A 19,095-nucleotide genomic window follows, 5' to 3' on the forward strand; every position below is an offset into this window, starting at 1 on the left:
AAAAGGACATCCACAAAAATAAAAAAAAATAAAAAGGACATCCACAAAAATAAAACCAGTTAAAAAGGACATCCAGAAAATTAAAAAAGGTCATCCAGAATAAAAATAAAAAGGACACCCATATATTTGACCAATCGACTGGTTGAACTATCTTCCTCCTGTTACCCCTTATTGTCTTTGTATTAGGAGATCCCATGACTCAAGCCAGAAAATTAAAAAGAATTAAAAAGGACATCCAAAAATTAAAAAAAATTAAAAAGAAAATTAAAAAGGACATCCATATATTAAAAAATAAAAAGAAAAATAAAAAGGACATCCATATATTTTGTAAATTAAAAAGTAAATTAAAAAGGACATCCATATATTTGACCAATCGACTGAATGAACTATCTTCCTCCTGTTACCCATTATTGTCTTTGTAGTAGGAGATCCCATGACTCAAGCCCGCAGCAGCCTGATTGATTCAGGTTCGACTCCGTATTATCACTGTATGTCTCGGTGTGTTCGCAGGGCTTATTTGTGTGGTGAAGATCATCAGACCGGGAGGAATTTTGAGCATCGCAGGCAGTGGGTGGTCGATCGTATACAGGTATTAGTCTCCATTTTTGCCATCGAAGTATGTGCTTATGCTGTGATGTCTAATCATTATCATCTGGTACTACATATTAACACCAGTGAGGTTGAGAGCTGGAATCGAGATGAAATACTTCGGCGATGGACTACCCTTTTCACTGGACCTTTATTGATCCAACGCTATATGAGCAACGACACTCTCAGTCGCTCAGAACTCAGCCGCATTGATGAATATGTGGCAGAGTATCGTATCCGTTTGAAGAATATCAGCTGGTTTATGCGTTGTTTGAACGAGTATCTAGCCCGTGAAGCCAACAAGGAAGATGGTTGTAAAGGTCGATTCTGGGAAGGGCGTTTTAAGAGTCAGGCGTTACTGGATGAGTCGGCTTTGCTGACCTGCATGGCATATGTTGACCTGAATCCTGTCCGGGCAAAACTGGCATCCACATCGGAACAATCGGACTATACCTCTATCCAGAAACGTATCGAAAAAGCTACTGAAGCGACAGATTGCAACCAGCCGTTCATGTTGAAGCCTTTTCAGAGTCAGGGGCAAAATACGAATAAAGCATTGCCTTATATTCTTCATGATTACCTGGAGCTAGTGGACTGGAGTGGAAGAGCATTGAGAACGGATAAGAAAGGTTCTATACCAGAAAGCTCACCTCCTATCCTGACAAGACTTGAAATCGATGCTGACGAATGGCTAAAAACCATGAGTTGGAACAATCGATTCTATCGCGCAGCTGGAAGACTCAAGGCCATGAAGGCATATGCTATCAGTGCAGGTCAACAATGGCTTCAAGGGTTAAATTATTGTGGTCGTTTATTCCAATCTGGCTGATTCATTTTTTCAGCCTCATACGTCAGACTCTTGCAGTATAACTTTGGCGAGATGACATTCTGTGTCTTTCAAAAATCTATTTACTCGTTTTTTCCTTGTTTTATCGGGTTCAGGGTCATTCCTACGAATGCAAGCTTGATCCTACCAGGTGGTTTTCTCGCACGAAGGAATATCTTTTGGTTTCTGGTTCAAAAATTTTGGAAATTTTGCGGATGTCCTGATTGTCCTGTTTCTTCCATTTCTTTATATACCTCTTCCATTCTGGAAACCCACATATAAATGTGGGTGTCTCAGATTATGACCAGATTATGATTTTTTGATTCCCTTCTGTTTTTTGCCTAGAGTGGTAGGGCGATGGAGGTATTTTATGGAAAACCTGTACAAAACCGATTACACCCAATGGCTCGGACAGCAACGGGAACTGCTCGCTAACGGCCAATTTGACCAATTAGACATCCCTAATTTATTGGAGGCGATGGATTCTGAAATGGGAGACACGACCAATGAATTACGTTCCCATTTGCGGGTATTGCTGCTGCATTTGCTCAAATACGACTACCAGAAAAGAATACTCAAAGACTCATGGGTTGAGGATAAAGTCATACATACATGGATGCCGAGTATTTACAACTCAAGAATGGAAATAAAGGAGCACATGAAGAGAAACCCAAGCCTTGAGCCCAAGACTGATGAAATACTGTCAGAAGCCTATCTAACAGCAAAAAGAAACGCTATAAAAGAGTTGAACAAATTTATCCGCATCGAAAACAAGCGACTGAACAAAAACAGCATCCCCGACGAATGCCTTTGGACATTTGAAAAAATCACTGATGACGACTGGCTGCCAGAAGGCTAAATCATCATCGCAGCCCCTACCCCCGCTACCGAGCCAATGGTGCTGAAATAGCTGCCCTGCTTCTGGGCACTGCGCCCTGGAGACATAAGGTTTGCACTCAGGAAGCCAAGGGGGTGATATTAAGGAACACATGAAAAGGAACCCCACAGCCTTGAGCCCAAGAGAAATAGCAAAAAAAACAGGACAGCCACAGAATGAATCAGTTTTTATGGATGTCCCTTTTTTTCCTTTATTTCAGCTGCAAAAGCATTACCAGCCGATGATTCAGGAATGAGCCAGCCCTAGCATGGCGACAATCTGTTTGGGTTCCCTGGCGAGCAGGTTCAGCAACACACGGGCAGGGCCGTTCGGTTTGCGGTCGCCCCGCTCCCAGTGGCGAAGGGTGGGCAGTTTTACACCTACAGCTTGGGCAAACTCTTCCTGAGTCATATTGAGCTGCTGGCGAATGCCTTTGATGTCCGGGGGTGTCAACTCATGGACAATTGCACCTGTATTCTCACCTTTTGTGTAGGCTACGGCCTCTTCAAGGCCCTGGATAATGCTGTTCGCTACGCTTTTCATTTTTTCCATCCTCTTTCGAGCAGAGAGACTAATTGTTTCATGGTGTTGCGGTCTGCCTTTGACAGGTTTTCCTGTTGGTTTTTCCCATAAACCGTGAGCAGGAACAGGGGCATTGATGGGTTCTTGTAGAAGTGGATAATCCGCACTCCTCCACTCTTGCCTGATGCACCTCTTTGCCACCGGAGCTTACGGATGCCGCCTGTACCCTTCATGATCACGCCAGCCTCAGGGTTTGCCGCCAGGTAATAATGATATGGCGGCGTTCCTCACTGGATAGAAGGCTCTCAGCTTCGACCTGATAGTTTTTCAGTTCAACGACCGTATGCATTAGAGTGTAATCCAATGGATTAGTTCAGGCAAAGTATAATGGTTGGCGGTAAGAAAGGTGCAAGCCGGTGGTTTTTCGCAGATTCAAGCGGATTCAAGGGATTCAAGGACACCCGTATATAAGTGTGCCCGTATATAAGTGTGGGTGTCCCATTTATTCTTTTTAGTCAGAAATTTTATGATGGGTGTCCTATATCTTTTTCCTGACATAGGGGGTTATTGCCAGATTATTTTTTAGAAACCCACATATAAATGTGGGTGTCCGAGATTATTATCAGAAATTTTATGGGTGTTTTTTTAATTCTTCGGTCAATAACCAGCCTCTTTCTGGTGTCGTACTGCAAGCACCGTAGCAAGACCATTCTCTATTCGATATAAAGCAACATAACCACTGTTACCGAAATCAATTAGCCACTCTCTAAACTCTGGCTCCATACCATCAACAGGACGACCAATCTCAGGTTGACAGGCTAAAACCTTAATGCCTGAGCGAATTGCTTTAATCGCACGACTGGCTGAATTTCCATCTTTCTGTGCCAAAAATTGGTGTAATCGTTGAACATCTCTAAGAGCGGAAGGTGACCATATCAGTCGTGACACTTAGGAATCTCCCCATTTTCACCCGCCTCAAGCTTTTCTAACCATGCATCCGCTTCTTCAAGCGTTAGGTGCATACCATTCTCTTGATAGCTGTTCCAAGCATTAAGGGCGTCCTGTTTGAAAGCCTCTTTTTTCTCTTCACATGTTACATAACGACGAATAGCTTCACACATTATCCAATGTGCTGATCGGTGTCTGGCCTCCGCCAAATTCTTAACTCTTCTTTTCAGGTCTTCATCAAGCTTTACCGAGGTTACCATTTGTTTCTCCCTTGGTATTAAAAGGTAATACCCATTAATACTATACCATAAGACCCAAAAGTAAAGAAAACCCTCGTTTTAGTATCCGGCCAGAAAAATTGCTTACACGTCAGATACTTCAAAACCCTTACAGCTTCAACATTGAGAATGGTTTTTGAGAGCCTGAAGCCCGTTATTTATCAAACTTTCAGCCAAACCCGAATGCTTCTCAAAAACGGTGAAAATCGAGAAACAATTATCTTGAAAAACACCGGAGCACCGAGAGATCACACCCCCGAGAGATAGCGAGAGATAGTACACCCACAGAATGAATCAAATTTTATGGGTGTCTCTTTTTTTCCTACCGAAGCACAAATTTGGGGAAAACTCAGAGTACCCCACCATGAAAATGCAATTGATAAACAAATTGCGGCAACAGCCCTTGTTTATGACCTGACAGTAGTCACAAGAAACACCCGGGATTTTATGGATACAGGGGTTAATTTGCTCAATCCATTCGAGAATTGAACAAATAGATAATGTCGATAGGGTGGAGTTCTGGCGTTATTACAGTGCAAGGAATTGGCCTGACCTACAAGCCCTGGCTTCATGCTGTTAACTCCGGTCTGAAATTTTGTGGGTACCCCCATCTCTTTTTCCCAGATTATTACCTACATATAAGTGTGGGTGTCCCATTTATTTAATATATAAGTGTGGGTGTCCCAGATTATTTGTTATTTTAAAAGTGTGGGTGTCCTATCTATTTTTTAATCCAGATGGAGTCAAGGACACCTACATAAAAGTGTGGGTGTCCCAGATTATTCTTCCCAGATTATTTTCCTTTTCTCCCAGATTATTTTCCTTTTTTAAATTATGGATGTCCCTTTTTTATTTACAGATTTTATGGATGTCCCTTTTTTAATTTTATCTCTAAATGAAATAGGACACCCACAGAATGAATCAGATTTTATGGATGTCCCCTTTTTATATTCAGGTTCGACTAGATAGTAACAACATGGGTGTCAACAAACAGCAAGGGATTCAAGGATGGAGTCAAGGGCACCTACATAAAAGTGTGGGTGTCCTATTTATTCTAATAACATGGGTGTCAACAAACAGCGAGGGATTCAAGGATGGAGTCAAGGACACCTACATAAAAGTGTGGGTGTCCTATTTATTGCAGTCAGCCTTGTCTTTCAATGAAATAGGACACCCACAGAATGAATCAGATTTTATGGATGTCCCTTTTTTACTATTTATTTTTTAATTCTCTCTTAGAGACCAGCACCGTCAGCACACTGTTGCGCTGTAGCACCTGTAGCATTTGCAGTAAGAGCTGCAGCATAAGTTACACCACCATTAGCATTAATCGTAGCTGTAACAGTACAAGTTCCATCATTCCAAGCAACTGCACCACCAACGTCCTGAGCCATCGCCGCTGTTACAGCGAGCTCTGTAATAGCAACAATAGTAGCATCTACTGTTGTATTACCTGCTTCTTCATGAAGTGATACGCATCCAACACCGGTAGCTATACATGCCTGAGCTTTACCAACAAATGCAGAAACACCTTTCATAGCAGCAGAGCCATGTGAAGTAGCCACATACTCACGATAAGCAGGCAAAGCCACAGCCGCCAAAATCCCAATAATCGCCACAACGATCATCAATTCAATCAGCGTAAAACCACTTTGTTGTTTTTTCATTATTCTTAGCCCCTTGAGGACATGCATTTTTATTATTCGATTCTGCCACCACCGAGCCCGAGCACTGATCAAAAACGACACCTGATCGCTATGACCTACTCTGTCTACCCACCATGCCCGACAGTGACGCTTCCATAAATACCCTTTCATCCAGTCCATTGTTCGATGGTCAGAATACGATGAAAAAATAACCACTCATGGTTGTAATGTCTTCCTGACTGCTCGCTAAGAGCGTTTTGATGCAAAACCTTCTGTCCTGAGACCCTGTGCGAAAGTGGTACACCAACCTTATCCCACTGCAGAGACAGCACACAGATAAGGGTAAATCCTTAGCCCATTACGATATATTTCACGGTAAAAAAAGCAACCTTTTTTTGGTGTATTTGTGTTGCTTTGGTCAACTTTTTCAGCTTGACATAAAGAGCGATCTTTGTCGTTTAATTACCTGGTAGAATCACGCGATTTTGCAGGACAGCCCCTGAGCCACAGGGGATTCTGGAAAAGAGAAACATTTCAACTATATTTCCTCCCACTATCTGTTCAAGACCGACAAGGAGCCCACCTGTGCAAAATGCCCTGTTTAAAGAACTCAAACGAATGGGAATGGACGAAGATATAGCCTTGGAGTTCGTCAGTAGAAAGCTCCCTCAAAACCTGGCTACAAAAGAAGATATTCTGGTGCTACGGAAAAGCATCCTGCAAGTCAAGCTGGATACAGAACGTAGTATTGCCACATTACGGGAAGCAATGCATGCCGGTCATAACAAACTTCAGGCTGACATTCTAACTCTACGAAAAGAAATGCATGCCGGTCGAAATAAACTTAAGGCTGACTAACAACCAAAACCGGGAGATGACGTAGAAAGTTTTGCTGAAGATGTCAGAATGGCTCGTTCTAACGACCCATTACCAGATTCATCATGGGACGACTGATCGAAGTCACTGAAATGCTGGTTGCCGAACATCTCCCCCCACAAATCAGATTCAAAGGAAGGCTTTCATGGTCAGTCTGCTGGCCAAAAATCAGCACTCATAGCTTGGTCGTAAGTCCAGGGACAAGTCGAAGGAAACGTTTCAAGAGGCAACCCTGTCTCTTTAGTCGCCTCAATCAACGCATACCGGTAGGCTCTTTCCATAGCTGCAGGGATTCTGGGTTTAAGGCTGGGGTTGTCCTTAATATGATCCGAGAGCTCTTCTCGTTGACCTACAATCGTATACCGCCAGCTATTGGATTGCAGACCGGGTTGATACTGCCACTTCAGCAGATGCATCAAGAGAACCTTCAAACGACTGACCAGCTCTCGATGCAGGTTTTTTCCCATAGCTTCAATTTCCAATGCAATATTCTTGATATCGGCCTCATCCAAATTCCCGGATCTGAGCAAATCAAGCTGCTGATTGACCCATCCGTAAAAGTCAGAGTCGTAAAGTGGCTCGCCCATCAGATATCCCTCCTGCCAAAGTAGCCATTATAGTCATTCTTTCTGAATCCGGAGCTGGCTTAACCTCACACCAGCTCCAACCCCGAAGCTTTAAAATGGATAATAAGGACATCCGAAATAATAAGGACATCCGGCATAATAAGGACATCCGGGCTGAAATGAAAGAAATGAGAGCTGAGATTCGCAGTGAGCTGGCCGTACTGAGCCGACAGTTCTGGATTACTTTTGGAGGTCTGATAACCACGATTGTTAGTGTCTTTCTGATCAATTATTACTTTCACATGTCATAGCCGAACATTGGGAGTTGAGAACAGTCACATAAGCCAGAACGATTCATTGAAGGAACTTGACACCAGACTATTTGATACCATAATCAGGTATATATTGGTACAGGAGCCAGCAAGATGGCAAAAAACACCAGCATTACTCTTGGAGATCACTTCGATGGTTTTATCTCCAGCCAGGTCAATAGCGGTCGTTATGGCTCTGCCAGTGAGGTGATCAGGGCTGCTCTCAGGCTGCTTGAAAACCGCGAAACAAAACTGGAAACGCTGCGACAGTTGCTGATAGAAGGCGAAGAGAGTGGAAATGCAGACTACAATCTGGACTCAATAATTGATGAGTTGGACAATGAGCTCAATTGACATGAAGCCAGCGTTCGTATTAACCAAAAAAGCCAAGAGTGATTTGCTAAGCATCGCTCGATATACCTTTAGACAATGGGGGAAAGCTCAACGAAATCTTTATCTGCAAAAATTGGATGAAAGCTTCCATACATTAGCTAAACATCCTGACTCTGACAGCCCATGCAATCATGTTCGAACGGATTACAGGAAATTTCCCCAAGGCAGTCATATTATTTATTACAGAATTCAACAGAAGGGTGGAGTTTCAATCGTTAGAATCCTTCGCAAAAGTATGGACGTTAATTTACAGATAGAGTCGACTCACTGAGAACAATAAAAGCAGCTGTTATAGTCATTCGTTCTGAATTTGGTGCGTCAAAACCTCAAACCACCTCCAACCCCGAAGCCTTAAAATGAGCAAACACCTTCATCCCAATTTTCAGCGACAACCGATCCACCGACTTTCGTGTCACCAGAGCCATTAAAGTCTGCTCACCGAGACATAACGTAATTAACTGATGCCAGTCGTCTCTGGTTTGTATTGAATCAATCACCACCGGTAAACGATTCAAAACACTGGTGTCGCAAAAATCATCCAGCACAATACTCACTTCATGGGCAGGGACAATCATTCGTACTGTTGACCCCAAGGCCAATCCAGCCTCGTGCACCTGCAGCGGATGACCTTCGACACTCAGAACGGTCAGCCCATAGTCTTTATCATGATCAACCACTTCTGCTTCGAGCACCGATAACAGAGGCTCATTCCGATCATCAACGGCCAGTGCACTGTTGAGCAACGTCTGGCTCTGATCTTTTCCGGTTACAGATCCCTGATGCAATAACAAAACCCTGTCAGCCAGACGGGCCACTTCTTCTCTTGAATGACTGACCATCATGATCGGTATGTTAAAAGCTCGATGAATATTTCTTAAACAAGGCAATATCGTCGCCTTGGAATCCCAATCCAGAGAAGCCAGAGGCTCATCCATTAACAGCAATTTTGGTGCATTCAACAAAGTGCGGGCAATGGCTACACGCTGTTTTTCTCCGCCGGACAGTGTTTCAATCCCGCGCTTCAGCAAGTGACCAACACCCGATTGATCGACGACTTCAGCCAAGGTTAATCCCTGTCGACCGGAGCTTGCGCGCTTCACGGAAAACTGAAGATTACCCATTACGCTCAAGTGTGGAAATAAACGCGCTTCCTGAAAGATGAAACCTATCCCACGTTGTTCAGGGGGAACAAAGACACCCTGTTTGCTGTCCATCCAGACCTGATCATCAAACTGTATCCGACCCTGAACCGGTTTTTCCAGTCCGGCAATGGTCCTGAGCAGAGAGGTTTTGCCGCAGCCCGACGCACCCATTATGCCCCAGACTGCATCCAGCTCCAGAGCGGTATGGATGGCAAGATCGAACCGATCCCGAGGCAGTTGAATATCCAGTTTCAACATCAACGGTTACTCACTTCCGACACTTGTCTTTTATCAATACTGTACAAAACTACCAGCATCACAAGCGCAAACATTAGCAGGCCCGCTGCCATAGCATGTGCCTGGCCCAGCTGTTGAGTTTCCACCGCGTCGTATAAAGCAATGGACAACACCTGAGTTTCTCCGGGAATGTTGCCGCCAATCATCAGCACCACACCAAATTCACCCACCGTATGAGCAAAGCCCATACAGGCAGCCAACAAGAGTGCTCTGAGAGAATTTGGCAAAACAATATTGATAAACCGGTCAAGCCGACTGGCCCCGAGCATGGAGGCCGCTTCAAGAAGACCATGATCCAACTGCTCAAACGCTCTTTGCAGAGGTTGCACGACAAATGGCAATGAATACAGCACAGAAGCCACCACCAGCCCTGAAAAACTGAATGCGAGGGTTGACCCCGTTAAATCAACCCACCATTGGCCCAAGGTATTGTCTGGCGAGAAGGCAATTAACAGATAAAAACCGAGTACCGTGGGCGGTAGCACCAGTGGCAAACCGACAATAGCTTCTATTAATGGCCGAAAGCGGCTTCTCATATTGGCCAGTTTCCAGGCCAGGGGTATTCCCACCAGCATCAACAGCAGTGTTGTCAGCACAGCCAGTTTCATGGTCAGCCAGATGGCTGTGGTCAGCATTATTTCGCCTTATCCCGGATGGCAGGAAAATAGCCATGCTCAGCAATATATTTCTGGGACGAGGCAGACAACACAAACGCCGAAAACGCCTGAGCTATCTTTTTGTGCTCTGTACTTTTCAGTATCACCATATCCTGACGAATCGGTTCATAGAGCGTTTTTGGCACATAGCTGATTCGCTTCAGCTCTTTTCCTGAAAGCTGGGATAAGGCAACCAGCCCCATGTCAACATTACCGCTGGCCACAAACTGCCATGCCTGCTGAATGTTGGCTCCCTGCACCAGCCGCCCCTGATAACTCTCCCATAAACCTGACTTTTCCAGAGACTGCCTGGCAGCCAGACCGAAGGGAGCGGTTGCAGGGTTAGCAATAGCCAACTTACCATGCCAGTCTTTGAGCTGCTCAATTGAAGATGGCTCTTTATCCTTTGTTCGATCCCAAAGAACCAAACGTCCATAGGCGTATGTTTTTCGACTTTCAGAAAGCGCCTTGCCATTGTTTTCCAGCTTCAGGGGTCTGGCTTGATCGGCTGAGAAAAAAAGATCAAAGGGAGCACCACGCATAATCTGATGGTACAGCACGCCAGTCGATGCTGAAGAGACAGTCAACTTGTGTCCGGTCTGACGCTTAAACTGTTCAGCCAGATGTTCTAAAACGGGTTTAAAGTTAGCAGACACCGCCACTCGAAGATGAGCAGCAGTTGCACTTATGCTAAACAACAGTGTCAGAATACCCAGCCAATACGTCACAACGATGTCTGCCCCCAGCGCTTTGCCACCTCTTCATCAGACTCACGGGCATCCACCCAGCGATCACCTTCAGGAGTGGTTTCCTTCTTCCAGAAAGGCGCACGGGTTTTCAGGTAGTCCATGACAAACTCACAGATCTCAAACGCCGCTTTGCGGTGAGCACTGGCCACACCGACAAAAACAATTCTGTCACCCGGCTGAAGCTGCCCGACCCGGTGAATCACCCTGATGGCTTGCAGTGGCCAGCGTTCGGCGGCTTCATCAATAATGTCCCTGAGTGACTTCTCTGTCATACCCGGATAATGTTCCAGATACAGTCCTCCCACGTCGTCCCCGAGGTTTTCATCCCTCACCAATCCAGTGAAGGTCACCAAAGCCCCGGTACCGGTATTGTCGCTGAGCTGATCCTGTTCAAAACCCGGATCAAAATCATCCTTCTGTATTGAGATCATCATCACCCTCCGGTGACCGGAGGAAAGAAAGCAATTTCGTCGCCTTCTTTTATTTCAAAATTCTTGCGGGTCATAGTCTGGTTCAAAGCCACCAGGGTACGTGGGTCTTTAACGACTTCCTGCCAATCCTGCCCTTTTTCGCAGAGCAGGTCACGAAGTGCAGAAAGATTCGTTGGCATCTCAGTCAGCTCCAGCCTGTCTATACCCAGCTTTTCGCGGTAGCTGGCAAAAAAAAGAACCTTAATCACCGGATTCACTCTCCTCTGGAAAAAGTCTGCTATTTTGAGAGTTCGACTCAATAATGTTTCTACTACACCAAGGCAGTATTTATTTATGTCATCTATTGAAGCCAGACTCGACATACTGGAAGTGCAACATAAAAATCTCGACGCCGACGTGCATAGCCTCGCAAAGGTCTGTGCAGAAATCAAAAATATCGCCCTGACCAATCAGAATGATATAACCGGGTTAAAGCTCGATGTCGCAGACGTTATAAACGACATTGCTGATGTTAAAAATGATGTGGAATCCGTTAAGGATCACGTCAACGCATTAACTGCCGCAACCCATGCCGGTTTTATGCGGACCGACAAACGCTTTGATGAGATGGATGCCAGATTCACCGAACGTATGGATCAGATGGACTCAAAATTCACCGAACGTATGGATCAGATGGACTCAAAATTCACCGAACGTATGGATCAGATGGACTCAAATTTCACCGAACGCATGGACCAGATGGACTCAAAATTCACCGAGCGCATGGACCAGATGGACTCAAAATTCACCGAGCGTATGGATCAGATGGACTCAAAATTCAACGAGCGCATGGACCAGATGGATGCCAGGTTCAGCGAAGGCTTTGAACAACTGAAATTATTAATTCGGCAGCGACAGCCTACCAGCTAAAACCTAAAAGCCCGTGGCAGCTTCGCATGTTGCCACAGTCATTTATTCTGCCTTGTAGTGACCGCCCTTACCACCACTTTTCTCAAGCACCCGCACGCCTTCGATGCACATATCCTTATCGACCGCCTTACACATATCGTAGATCGTCAAGGCAGCCACTGAAGCCGCTGCCAGCGCCTCCATTTCAACACCGGTTTTACCACTCAGACGACAGCATGTCTCGATCCGAATGCGGTTTTGCTCAGGTTCAAGTTCAAATTCTACGCCAATAAAGCTAAGCATTAGCGGATGACACAGTGGAATCAGGTTGCCACACTGTTTCGCCGCCTGGATGCCAGCAATGCGGGCAACCGCCAGAACGTCGCCTTTCTTCAGACCATTGTCAGCCACCAGCGCCAGTGTTTCTGCCTTCATCACCACAAAACCTTCTGCCCTGGCTTCACGCCGGGTGACATTTTTGTCACCCACATCCACCATGCTGGCCTTTCCCTCATCATTGGTATGGGTCAGCGACATCAGCCTTCTACCTTTTTGAGTTGCTCAACAAAGTTGCAGGGGCGCTGGCGACTGTCCAACTGCTCTCTGATAATACCTTCCCAGCCAGTCTTACAGGCATTGTTAGAACCCGGCATCACAAAAATGATCGTCCCATTGGCAAAGCCGGCAACGGTTCTCGACTGAATGGTGGAGGTACCCACCTGCTCATAGGAGAGTTGACGGAACAGCTCGCCATAACCGACTACTTCCTTGTCAAAGATTGGGAGTAATGCTTCCGGAGTACTGTCACGCCCCGAAAAGCCTGTGCCACCTGTTACCAGAACAGCCTGAACATTGTCCGAGGCGATCCAGCGGGATACGACTTCACGAATCTTGTAGATGTTGTCTTTGACAATGGCTTTGTCTGCCAGTTTATGTCCTGCGTCGGTCAGATGATCCACCAACAGGTGACCGGAGGTGTCTGTTTCCACGGTACGAGTATCAGAAACAGTCAGTACCGCAATGTTCAGGGCTACAAATTCAGTTTCTTGCTTATGAGCCATCATGTCTCCTTTGATGTCGTTAGTCATTACTCAAGCTTTTCCCCGCTCATGGCTGTCAAGGCACGATGCCACTCATCGAGGGTATTGGTGTTCTGGAAATGCTCTGCCAATTCGTCAGGAAGCGTGATAGTCACACCCTGCAGACGATCAAAAAGCCGTCCAAGAGAATAGTCTCTGTGATCCTGGCTGCTCAGCGCACTATTGACGGCACTTCGAAGCAGGCTGTTGACGGGCAGAATAAGAGGCAGGAAAAAGGTTTCAAACATAACCGCCCTGCCGGACTCTGCTACGGATGATACCAGCTTCTTGCAGGCTTCCGGTGGCAATAAAGGCATATCTACCGGAACCACTAAGAGGTTCACACCATCGGGCAGAGCCTCAATAGCTGTATGAATACCGCCAAGAGGCCCCCTGTCAGGTATTTTATCGACCAGCGCGTTGCTGCCACACTGAGCACCACTGAGCAATACTCTGTCGATACCGGATTCATGCAGCAAATTTTGCATATGTTGAAACAGGGGAATGTTCTGCCAGAGCAGGCGAGCCTTGTCCTGCCCCATTCGGGAAGACCTGCCACCAGCCAGCACCAATCCAATTGTTTGGGTCATATTAAGGGCACTCTGACCATAACCGTTTTGCCAAATGAGCGAGGATGGGATTCTACCAGTCTGCCCTGTAGACTTTAAGACTGAGCATTACACCAGTCAGGATCAGTAACCGCCAATTATTAGTTATGCTATTTGCTCTTTACCGACCTGACTCCGTGCCGCTAAATATAGAGTTGGATTTCACCTAATCAGGGACTGACATGCCGAGCATTCAAGAGCAAGTAGGTCATAATCTGAGACTCATCGACCAGGCCACTGAGGAAGGACGGGCCTGTCGTGTCACTCTGCACAATGGCATGCCGGTTGTGGAGACGTCCCCAAAAGAGTTTCTGAAGAAAACCCGGTGGAAATTTACACACCGCAGGAACAAAGTCGCTGAAAAAAAACTCAGGGACATGGTCATCAATGTCATTGAAGATTCTCACACCAGCCTATCCCTGCGACGACAGATTTTTGATGGTGCCAAAGACCGTCGATACACTTTTTTCTCAGACAGGGCAGTCAGAGCAATAGTAAAAAACGAAGCTCTGATGTTAAGCCCTGCTCCGATGGGAGAGCCAGTACCCTCCAAACCCTTGCCAAAAAGAAGAGTCAAGCTGCTGGACGCCATGAAATTCACCGGACCGGCCAGGCAGTTACCCGACAATCCCGGCAGGCACCGATTTGCTGATGCCATGAAAAGCAGCGGCCCTGCCAAAATCGTTCATAAAAGACCTCGTCCGGAAATGCCTCCCATTCCCTACACCCCTCCGACCATTATTGTGACTCCACCCACTGAAGAAGACGAAACACCGGACTCATTAACAGTGAACACCCCTCCGACCATTATTGTGACCCCACCCACTGAAGAAGCCGAAACACCGGACTCATTAACATTGAACACCCCTCCGACCATTATTGTGACCCCACCCACTGAAGAAGCCGAAACACCGGACTCATTAACAATGATCGACTTCGAATCAACCCCTCTGGTTGAGCCGAGGTCCGATGACGCCTTGACTCCTCCACCTGCCACAGACGCAGTCCCCTACAAACCCATACCTGTGAAGTTGCCGGAAGGCCCGCCTGATGCCCCGGTCTTCCAGATATACGGACCTCTCAGTCTGGCCTCAAAGGATCAGATTGTGCGTCCGATCATTTTTCCAAAAGCCCCCTTACAGATGCTCGAAGAGGCTCGACAAGAGCTGGAGTCAAAGCTGCCTTCGATCAACCTGGCAGACGCAGATCAGTTTCTCTGGTTGTATTACACCTGCGAGTTTCTCGAACAAATTACAGCCGATAGCTCGGATGAATTGAAAGCGCAGCTGGAGCAGAGCTTTGCCGCTGCTGGTCTGTCTTCTCATTACAACAAACGGCAAACCGAACAAATGTGGCAGGCTGTTCGAAAGCTGAAAATCGACATGTCGCCCGAAGCGTTCAGCGAATGCATAGATGAGATGAGTGAAATCAGCACTCCCATGCGTTTCAAACTGACCCAACACCTGGTCAGAGACATTAATGAACTCAGTTTTCGCAAAGTGCCCCACCCTAACGGTGATCCGGCCATAAGAGTTGATGCTTTTCAGCTGGAGTTTCTTGAGCAGGTCAAAGCTACCGACGAATTAATGGAAGACCTGGGCTTTGAGATCGATGACCCCGACGAAAGCGACTATCCCCTGGAAGCCAGAGCAAATCTGGTGGATGTCAGGGAGAAGCTTGAGGACGAACTGTTAACTTACAGCACAGAACATGAGTCTTTTGCTCAGCTGGTTGACCAACTGAAAGAGGTTGACCCTATTGCAATCAGAGAGAAAGTCAGCGACGGGAAAACACCTACTCAGGAAGAGTTACAGGCCATTATCGCAGCCAAAAAGCAGAAACTGGAAGTAGCACGGCACCTCGGGAGAAAATGGGGAGACTCCCTCCTGCTGGATGGACGTAACTGGCCAGACGACGATGCCAGGCAGACGTTATCGAAACTTTATGATCTTGCCAGTCTTAACAGCCCTGTCATTGATGCCCACCTTAACCAATGGATTCTGGATAAACATCACGAAGCAGAATACCACCCACAGGTCGTCATCGATGGTTCGGACATTCACGGCCTGCTGGCGGCATTGACACAAGTTGAAGCAGGCGCTGATGTCACCCTGTTATTGAGTGTCGAGCCCCTCCATACTCCCACCGGGACACTGCGGTTAGACCCACAATGGATGGAAGCATTACGCTTTTATCTCGGTAGTGAGTTTGACTCACTGTTTACCCGACTGCCGGCCCATGAACAGCATTCGCCTCAAAACAATTCACCTCAAAACAATGACAAAAACTCAGGACGGCTTGACCCGGACGGGTTTGGAGAAATTTCAGCAGACACCCTGCATCAGGCCCTCTGGGCTCAGGTTCTTGATATGGCAAGGCTTGATTCATCACCCCTTCAAATGGTCTCCAATACCGGGGTTGTCGATATTGAAGCGCCTGATCAGCAAGATGGAAAATACCTTGTTCATCTGGAACATCAGGACGAGCAGAACGCCCACAGCAACAAAGTCCCTGTTGACCTCCTGATCAATGCCGACGCAGTGCCTAACGCTGCCAGTGCTGGCTATCTGGAAACAGAAAGCGTCGACAATGCATTCCATGAGGCTGTCAAAGGGGAGCCCTTCAAGCCACCAAAGCGCATAGCGTGTCGATGTGAATTTTCATTACCCCAGTCGCCAACTCTGATCGAACCTCCGGCAAAGAGTCCTTTCAATGTTACGGTGGTCGACCCGTCATTCAGCGACGCTCTGGTCAAACATTTACGGGCGAGACTGGGTCATGAGGCGCCCGCACTGCCCGGAGTGAGAAAGAACGTTCTGGCCGGTATCCGGCTCAATCTGATCGAAAGGAAGGGGAAGGAAGGTTTTGAGAACAACCGTCAGTACTTACTTTCAGAGGAATTGGAAAAGCTCCACCTCGCAATAAAAAATAAACCGTTGCCGTTGAAAACGGTTCACACCGAAAGCCGACAATCCATCCAGATTGATATGGAGCTCCCCCGACCACTGTGCCAATTTCTTCAGGCGGCAGAGGCTTCCCTTCAATATCTGGCCACTCCTGAAGAGTCAGGAGCAATACGTCGGGAGATTCTGGCGGCCTGGTTTGAAACGGTAGCGGAGCGGATGGAACTGCCCAAACGGGGCATCCGGCCGGAGCACTTGAGACAAGAGTCCCTGTCTACTTTTTCACCGGTAAAGACGGTTCTATCTCCCGCCGTTGAAACCCTTGAGTCTGATAACAGCATTCTCACTCTCACGGCTATTGGCGCCGCAGCCATCAAAAAGCCATTATATCCCGAAGCTGGCCAGACCTCGGCCAGAGAACATGTCTTCCACTGTCAGGCGCTCACTGAAAAACTCTCGGAGCACCACACCCCTGAGGGTCATCTGAAGGACCCTGAAAACCTGCTGGAAGACACAGAAGATATGGAACAAGAGTACGGTTTTCTGCAAAATTTTGTCCTGAAAGACGATTAATCCTGCAAGAACCTCATCCTTTATTAGACTTTAGGGTTCCTCTCCTTCGAACACTAATAATTGAATGAGGTTGTATTAATTATGTCCAGTCATCTGGAAAACCCGACTGCACTCAGGCAATGGACCGCAAGACTGGCTGTTCCCCTGTCGTTCTGCGCACTCCTGCTGGTGATCTCTCTGCCTCTGGAGGGCCTGACCGCTTATGGCCAGATCATGCTGGGCATTCTGGTCATGGCGGTCATCCTCTGGGTAACTGAAGCCCTGGCTTACCCCATCAGTGCCCTGCTCATTGCGGCACTGGTTACTCTATTGACAGGTGTTGTCCCCAGCAGTGAAACCGGTACCATTCTGGGTACCAGTAAAGCACTGGGGCTGGCCATGAAAGGCTTTTCATCGCCCAGCATCATTGTTATAGCCGGTGCCCTGATCATGGCCGCCGCTATGCAGTCCACTGAGCTGGATAAACGTATAGCTCTGGCAATTCTGTCGCGCATTCGCCCCAGTCACGGCGCCATCATTGCCGGCTGCCTCCTGGTCGGCGTGGTATTCTCCTTTATGATACCTTCACCCACGGGGCGTACTGCTGTTCAGGTTCCCATTCTGGCAGGAGTGATCGCCACACTGGGTCTGGACCCTAAAAGCCGTCTGGCGGCGGTACTGATCATGGGGGCCGCCCAGGTCAGTACCATATGGAATGTCGGCGTCATGACGGCGACCGGCCACAATGTGGCAGGCCTTGAGTTGATGCATGAACACAGTGGCTTCACCATGACCTGGATTCAATGGCTGATCCATGCCGGCCCCTGGTCAGCCCTGATGACCGTCATCCTGTATTTCATTTTGAAAGCTGAGGTAAAAGGGCACTCGCTGAAAGATGACATCAGCCGTTGCCTGCACACCTCTTCCGAACCCTGGTCTTTCCAACAGAAGAAACTGGCTCTGTTTACCGTTCTGCTGATCAGCCTGTGGGTGACAGAAGGTACGCTTCACCACATTACCGTTCCAGCCACCATGTTGTTGATGTCCGTTTGTCTGCTGTTGCCCGGAACAGGCGTCTTTGAGAGCTGGAAAGATATTGAGAAGCGCATTCCCTGGGGCGTCATCGTCATGTTTGGCGTCAGCATTAGTCTGGGTCAACAATTGGTCAGTACAGGCGCCGCTGCCTGGCTGGCAGAACGCTGTTTCTCATCCATGGAAATCCACACCATGACGTTGGCCCTGCTGGTGTTTGCGATGACGTTGTTTACGGTGGTCATGCATTTGGGGTTTGCTTCGGCAATGAGCCTGACCGTGGCATTACTGCCAGTGTTCCTGGCTTTCACCGACACCCTGCCAGACACTATGATGCATAACGCCATGGGGCTGGTGCTTCTGCAACTCTTTGCCGTAAGCTTTGGTATGATCCTGCCGGTGAATTCCCCCCAAAACATGGTGGCCTATTCTACAGGCACCTTCCAGGCGAAAACATTTGCACGGATCGGCTTGCTGCTGACTCTGGCCTGTCTGCTGACCTTTGTACTCTTCTCCATGACCTGGTGGCAGTGGACCGGACTCTTGTCTCCGGCTCAGTAAATAAACCAGAGTGTGAAGTCGCCTGTTTCTTTACCTGAAGATTTGCGGTAGGTTTCACACTCTCATACCACCCGATTTCCAGCCTATGTCCATCCCTGCTCAAGAACCTTTCTGGCGCACCAAAAGCCTGGAGGCCATGACCCGTAATGAATGGGAGTCTCTTTGTGATGGCTGCGGGCGTTGCTGTCTGAACAAACTCATTGACGACAACACCCAGGAGATTTATACCGTGGCCATCTCCTGCAAATTACTGGATCTGCCAACGGGGCGTTGTCAAAACTACAAACATCGCCGCAAGTTTGTGCCCGACTGTATTATGCGCACCCCTCCGACCATTATTGTGACTCCACCCACTGAAGAAGACGA

25 protein-coding genes are annotated in these 19,095 nt (G+C 47.4%); 11 read left to right on the forward strand and 14 right to left on the reverse strand.

Annotation, left to right across the window (positions count from 1 at the left end; genetic code table 11):
• Nucleotides 1-433: 433 nt before the first annotated feature.
• Both KDK17_RS04355 and KDK17_RS04360 read left to right on the forward strand, forming a co-directional pair.
• Nucleotides 434-1,417 (forward strand): transposase, encoded by a 984-nt coding sequence (locus tag KDK17_RS04355; RefSeq protein WP_257253167.1) that lies wholly within the window; start codon nt 434-436, stop codon nt 1,415-1,417.
• Nucleotides 1,418-1,784: 367 nt separating this feature from the next.
• On the forward strand, nt 1,785-2,273 hold the full coding sequence (locus KDK17_RS04360; RefSeq protein ID WP_257255279.1) for a DUF29 domain-containing protein: 489 nt from the start codon (nt 1,785-1,787) through the stop codon (nt 2,271-2,273).
• A gap of 264 nt (nt 2,274-2,537) precedes the next feature.
• Here the strand turns inward: KDK17_RS04360 and KDK17_RS04365 are convergent, their stop codons facing one another.
• The 4 genes from KDK17_RS04365 to KDK17_RS04380 form a co-directional block, all read right to left on the reverse strand.
• Nucleotides 2,538-2,834 carry a DNA-binding transcriptional regulator gene (locus KDK17_RS04365; protein WP_257280255.1) on the reverse strand — a complete coding sequence of 99 codons (297 nt, stop codon included), beginning with the start codon at nt 2,832-2,834 and terminating at the stop codon, nt 2,538-2,540.
• Complete coding sequence (locus tag KDK17_RS04370) at nt 2,831-3,046, reverse strand: type II toxin-antitoxin system RelE/ParE family toxin (RefSeq protein WP_257255277.1); 216 nt, start codon at nt 3,044-3,046, stop codon at nt 2,831-2,833. The genes KDK17_RS04365 and KDK17_RS04370 overlap by 4 nt, the downstream gene beginning before the upstream one ends.
• 424 nt (nt 3,047-3,470) lie before the next feature.
• Nucleotides 3,471-3,761 carry a type II toxin-antitoxin system RelE/ParE family toxin gene (locus KDK17_RS04375; protein ID WP_257254691.1) on the reverse strand — a complete coding sequence of 97 codons (291 nt, stop codon included), beginning with the start codon at nt 3,759-3,761 and terminating at the stop codon, nt 3,471-3,473.
• Entirely contained in the window at nt 3,749-4,021 is a 273-nt protein-coding gene (locus KDK17_RS04380) for a CopG family ribbon-helix-helix protein (protein ID WP_257254690.1), read from the reverse strand. The genes KDK17_RS04375 and KDK17_RS04380 overlap by 13 nt, the downstream gene beginning before the upstream one ends.
• 321 nt (nt 4,022-4,342) lie before the next feature.
• On the opposite strand from KDK17_RS04380, the gene KDK17_RS04385 reads away from it, so the two are divergent.
• A complete protein-coding gene (locus KDK17_RS04385; RefSeq protein ID WP_257280257.1) occupies nt 4,343-4,528 on the forward strand; it encodes a hypothetical protein in 186 nt (61 codons plus the stop codon).
• A gap of 746 nt (nt 4,529-5,274) precedes the next feature.
• Here KDK17_RS04385 and KDK17_RS19300 read toward each other — a convergent pair.
• Complete coding sequence (locus tag KDK17_RS19300; RefSeq protein WP_306671225.1) at nt 5,275-5,706, reverse strand: prepilin-type N-terminal cleavage/methylation domain-containing protein; 432 nt, start codon at nt 5,704-5,706, stop codon at nt 5,275-5,277.
• A 564-nt stretch (nt 5,707-6,270) separates the two neighbouring features.
• Here KDK17_RS19300 and KDK17_RS04395 point away from each other — a divergent pair.
• On the forward strand, nt 6,271-6,543 hold the full coding sequence (locus tag KDK17_RS04395) for a hypothetical protein (RefSeq protein ID WP_257254212.1): 273 nt from the start codon (nt 6,271-6,273) through the stop codon (nt 6,541-6,543).
• Between the two features lie 167 nt (nt 6,544-6,710).
• On the opposite strand, the gene KDK17_RS04400 is transcribed toward KDK17_RS04395, so the two are convergent.
• Nucleotides 6,711-7,148 (reverse strand): DUF29 domain-containing protein, encoded by a 438-nt coding sequence (locus KDK17_RS04400; protein WP_257254211.1) that lies wholly within the window; start codon nt 7,146-7,148, stop codon nt 6,711-6,713.
• On the opposite strand from KDK17_RS04400, the gene KDK17_RS04405 reads away from it, so the two are divergent.
• From KDK17_RS04405 to KDK17_RS04415, 3 genes are all read left to right on the forward strand, one after another.
• A complete protein-coding gene (locus KDK17_RS04405) occupies nt 7,136-7,438 on the forward strand; it encodes a hypothetical protein (protein WP_257254210.1) in 303 nt (100 codons plus the stop codon). The genes KDK17_RS04400 and KDK17_RS04405 overlap by 13 nt on opposite strands.
• Nucleotides 7,439-7,552: 114 nt before the next feature.
• A complete protein-coding gene (locus KDK17_RS04410; RefSeq protein ID WP_257254209.1) occupies nt 7,553-7,792 on the forward strand; it encodes a type II toxin-antitoxin system ParD family antitoxin in 240 nt (79 codons plus the stop codon).
• A 1-nt stretch (nt 7,793) separates the two neighbouring features.
• A complete protein-coding gene (locus KDK17_RS04415; protein ID WP_257254218.1) occupies nt 7,794-8,102 on the forward strand; it encodes a type II toxin-antitoxin system RelE/ParE family toxin in 309 nt (102 codons plus the stop codon).
• Between the two features lie 55 nt (nt 8,103-8,157).
• On the opposite strand, the gene modC is transcribed toward KDK17_RS04415, so the two are convergent.
• The 5 genes from modC to moaD are packed head-to-tail and all read right to left on the reverse strand — an operon-like array spanning nt 8,158 to nt 11,354.
• On the reverse strand, nt 8,158-9,231 hold the full coding sequence (modC, locus tag KDK17_RS04420; protein ID WP_257287436.1) for a molybdenum ABC transporter ATP-binding protein: 1,074 nt from the start codon (nt 9,229-9,231) through the stop codon (nt 8,158-8,160).
• The gene (gene modB / locus KDK17_RS04425; protein WP_257280262.1) at nt 9,231-9,905 is read right to left on the reverse strand and encodes a molybdate ABC transporter permease subunit; all 675 of its coding nucleotides are present in this window, start codon (nt 9,903-9,905) and stop codon (nt 9,231-9,233) included. Before modB ends, modC begins: the two co-directional genes overlap by 1 nt.
• On the reverse strand, nt 9,905-10,654 hold the full coding sequence (gene modA, locus KDK17_RS04430; RefSeq protein WP_257287437.1) for a molybdate ABC transporter substrate-binding protein: 750 nt from the start codon (nt 10,652-10,654) through the stop codon (nt 9,905-9,907). The genes modB and modA overlap by 1 nt, the downstream gene beginning before the upstream one ends.
• On the reverse strand, nt 10,651-11,106 hold the full coding sequence (gene moaE, locus KDK17_RS04435) for a molybdopterin synthase catalytic subunit MoaE (protein WP_257287442.1): 456 nt from the start codon (nt 11,104-11,106) through the stop codon (nt 10,651-10,653). Before moaE ends, modA begins: the two co-directional genes overlap by 4 nt.
• Nucleotides 11,107-11,108: 2 nt before the next feature.
• Entirely contained in the window at nt 11,109-11,354 is a 246-nt protein-coding gene (gene moaD / locus KDK17_RS04440) for a molybdopterin converting factor subunit 1 (protein WP_257275346.1), read from the reverse strand.
• Between the two features lie 85 nt (nt 11,355-11,439).
• Here moaD and KDK17_RS04445 point away from each other — a divergent pair, with 85 nt between their 5' ends.
• Complete coding sequence (locus KDK17_RS04445; protein ID WP_257287438.1) at nt 11,440-12,015, forward strand: hypothetical protein; 576 nt, start codon at nt 11,440-11,442, stop codon at nt 12,013-12,015.
• Nucleotides 12,016-12,057: 42 nt separating this feature from the next.
• On the opposite strand, the gene moaC is transcribed toward KDK17_RS04445, so the two are convergent.
• Genes moaC through KDK17_RS04460 form a run of 3 tightly spaced genes read right to left on the reverse strand, consistent with a single transcriptional unit; the run spans nt 12,058 to nt 13,663 of the window.
• On the reverse strand, nt 12,058-12,534 hold the full coding sequence (moaC, locus tag KDK17_RS04450) for a cyclic pyranopterin monophosphate synthase MoaC (protein WP_257276078.1): 477 nt from the start codon (nt 12,532-12,534) through the stop codon (nt 12,058-12,060).
• The gene (gene moaB, locus KDK17_RS04455; protein ID WP_257276077.1) at nt 12,531-13,055 is read right to left on the reverse strand and encodes a molybdenum cofactor biosynthesis protein B; all 525 of its coding nucleotides are present in this window, start codon (nt 13,053-13,055) and stop codon (nt 12,531-12,533) included. Before moaB ends, moaC begins: the two co-directional genes overlap by 4 nt.
• 26 nt (nt 13,056-13,081) lie before the next feature.
• Nucleotides 13,082-13,663, reverse strand: coding sequence for a molybdenum cofactor guanylyltransferase (locus KDK17_RS04460; RefSeq protein ID WP_257287439.1), 582 nt, complete (start codon nt 13,661-13,663; stop codon nt 13,082-13,084).
• A 200-nt stretch (nt 13,664-13,863) separates the two neighbouring features.
• Between KDK17_RS04460 and KDK17_RS04465 the strand changes: the two genes are divergently transcribed.
• From KDK17_RS04465 to KDK17_RS04475, 3 genes are all read left to right on the forward strand, one after another.
• Nucleotides 13,864-17,157 (forward strand): hypothetical protein, encoded by a 3,294-nt coding sequence (locus KDK17_RS04465; protein WP_257287440.1) that lies wholly within the window; start codon nt 13,864-13,866, stop codon nt 17,155-17,157.
• Nucleotides 17,158-17,238: 81 nt separating this feature from the next.
• Nucleotides 17,239-18,729, forward strand: a complete 1,491-nt coding sequence (locus KDK17_RS04470) for an anion permease (protein ID WP_257276420.1) — start codon at nt 17,239-17,241, stop codon at nt 18,727-18,729.
• Nucleotides 18,730-18,814: 85 nt separating this feature from the next.
• Nucleotides 18,815-19,095 (forward strand): YcgN family cysteine cluster protein (locus KDK17_RS04475; protein WP_257287441.1); only part of this gene is annotated, 281 nt, incomplete at its 3' end.

It is taken from the genome of Endozoicomonas sp. SESOKO2 (genome assembly GCF_024606245.1).
Lineage (GTDB): Bacteria > Pseudomonadota > Gammaproteobacteria > Pseudomonadales > Endozoicomonadaceae > Endozoicomonas_A.

Bases quoted from the DNA above. Each gene is read 5' to 3' on its own strand.
- KDK17_RS04355 (WP_257253167.1), top strand. From the start codon at position 434: ATGACTCAAGCCCGCAGCAGCCTGATTGATTCAGGTTCGACTCCGTAT.
- KDK17_RS04360 (WP_257255279.1), top strand. From the start codon at position 1,785: ATGGAAAACCTGTACAAAACCGATTACACCCAATGGCTCGGACAGCAA.
- KDK17_RS04365 (WP_257280255.1), bottom strand. From the start codon at position 2,834: ATGAAAAGCGTAGCGAACAGCATTATCCAGGGCCTTGAAGAGGCCGTA.
- KDK17_RS04370 (WP_257255277.1), bottom strand. From the start codon at position 3,046: ATGAAGGGTACAGGCGGCATCCGTAAGCTCCGGTGGCAAAGAGGTGCA.
- KDK17_RS04380 (WP_257254690.1), bottom strand. From the start codon at position 4,021: ATGGTAACCTCGGTAAAGCTTGATGAAGACCTGAAAAGAAGAGTTAAG.
- KDK17_RS04385 (WP_257280257.1), top strand. From the start codon at position 4,343: ATGGGTGTCTCTTTTTTTCCTACCGAAGCACAAATTTGGGGAAAACTC.
- KDK17_RS19300 (WP_306671225.1), bottom strand. From the start codon at position 5,706: ATGAAAAAACAACAAAGTGGTTTTACGCTGATTGAATTGATGATCGTT.
- KDK17_RS04400 (WP_257254211.1), bottom strand. From the start codon at position 7,148: ATGGGCGAGCCACTTTACGACTCTGACTTTTACGGATGGGTCAATCAG.
- KDK17_RS04410 (WP_257254209.1), top strand. From the start codon at position 7,553: ATGGCAAAAAACACCAGCATTACTCTTGGAGATCACTTCGATGGTTTT.
- KDK17_RS04415 (WP_257254218.1), top strand. From the start codon at position 7,794: ATGAAGCCAGCGTTCGTATTAACCAAAAAAGCCAAGAGTGATTTGCTA.
- modC (WP_257287436.1), bottom strand. From the start codon at position 9,231: ATGTTGAAACTGGATATTCAACTGCCTCGGGATCGGTTCGATCTTGCC.
- modB (WP_257280262.1), bottom strand. From the start codon at position 9,905: ATGCTGACCACAGCCATCTGGCTGACCATGAAACTGGCTGTGCTGACA.
- moaE (WP_257287442.1), bottom strand. From the start codon at position 11,106: ATGATCTCAATACAGAAGGATGATTTTGATCCGGGTTTTGAACAGGAT.
- KDK17_RS04445 (WP_257287438.1), top strand. From the start codon at position 11,440: ATGTCATCTATTGAAGCCAGACTCGACATACTGGAAGTGCAACATAAA.
- moaB (WP_257276077.1), bottom strand. From the start codon at position 13,055: ATGGCTCATAAGCAAGAAACTGAATTTGTAGCCCTGAACATTGCGGTA.
- KDK17_RS04460 (WP_257287439.1), bottom strand. From the start codon at position 13,663: ATGACCCAAACAATTGGATTGGTGCTGGCTGGTGGCAGGTCTTCCCGA.
- KDK17_RS04465 (WP_257287440.1), top strand. From the start codon at position 13,864: ATGCCGAGCATTCAAGAGCAAGTAGGTCATAATCTGAGACTCATCGAC.
- KDK17_RS04470 (WP_257276420.1), top strand. From the start codon at position 17,239: ATGTCCAGTCATCTGGAAAACCCGACTGCACTCAGGCAATGGACCGCA.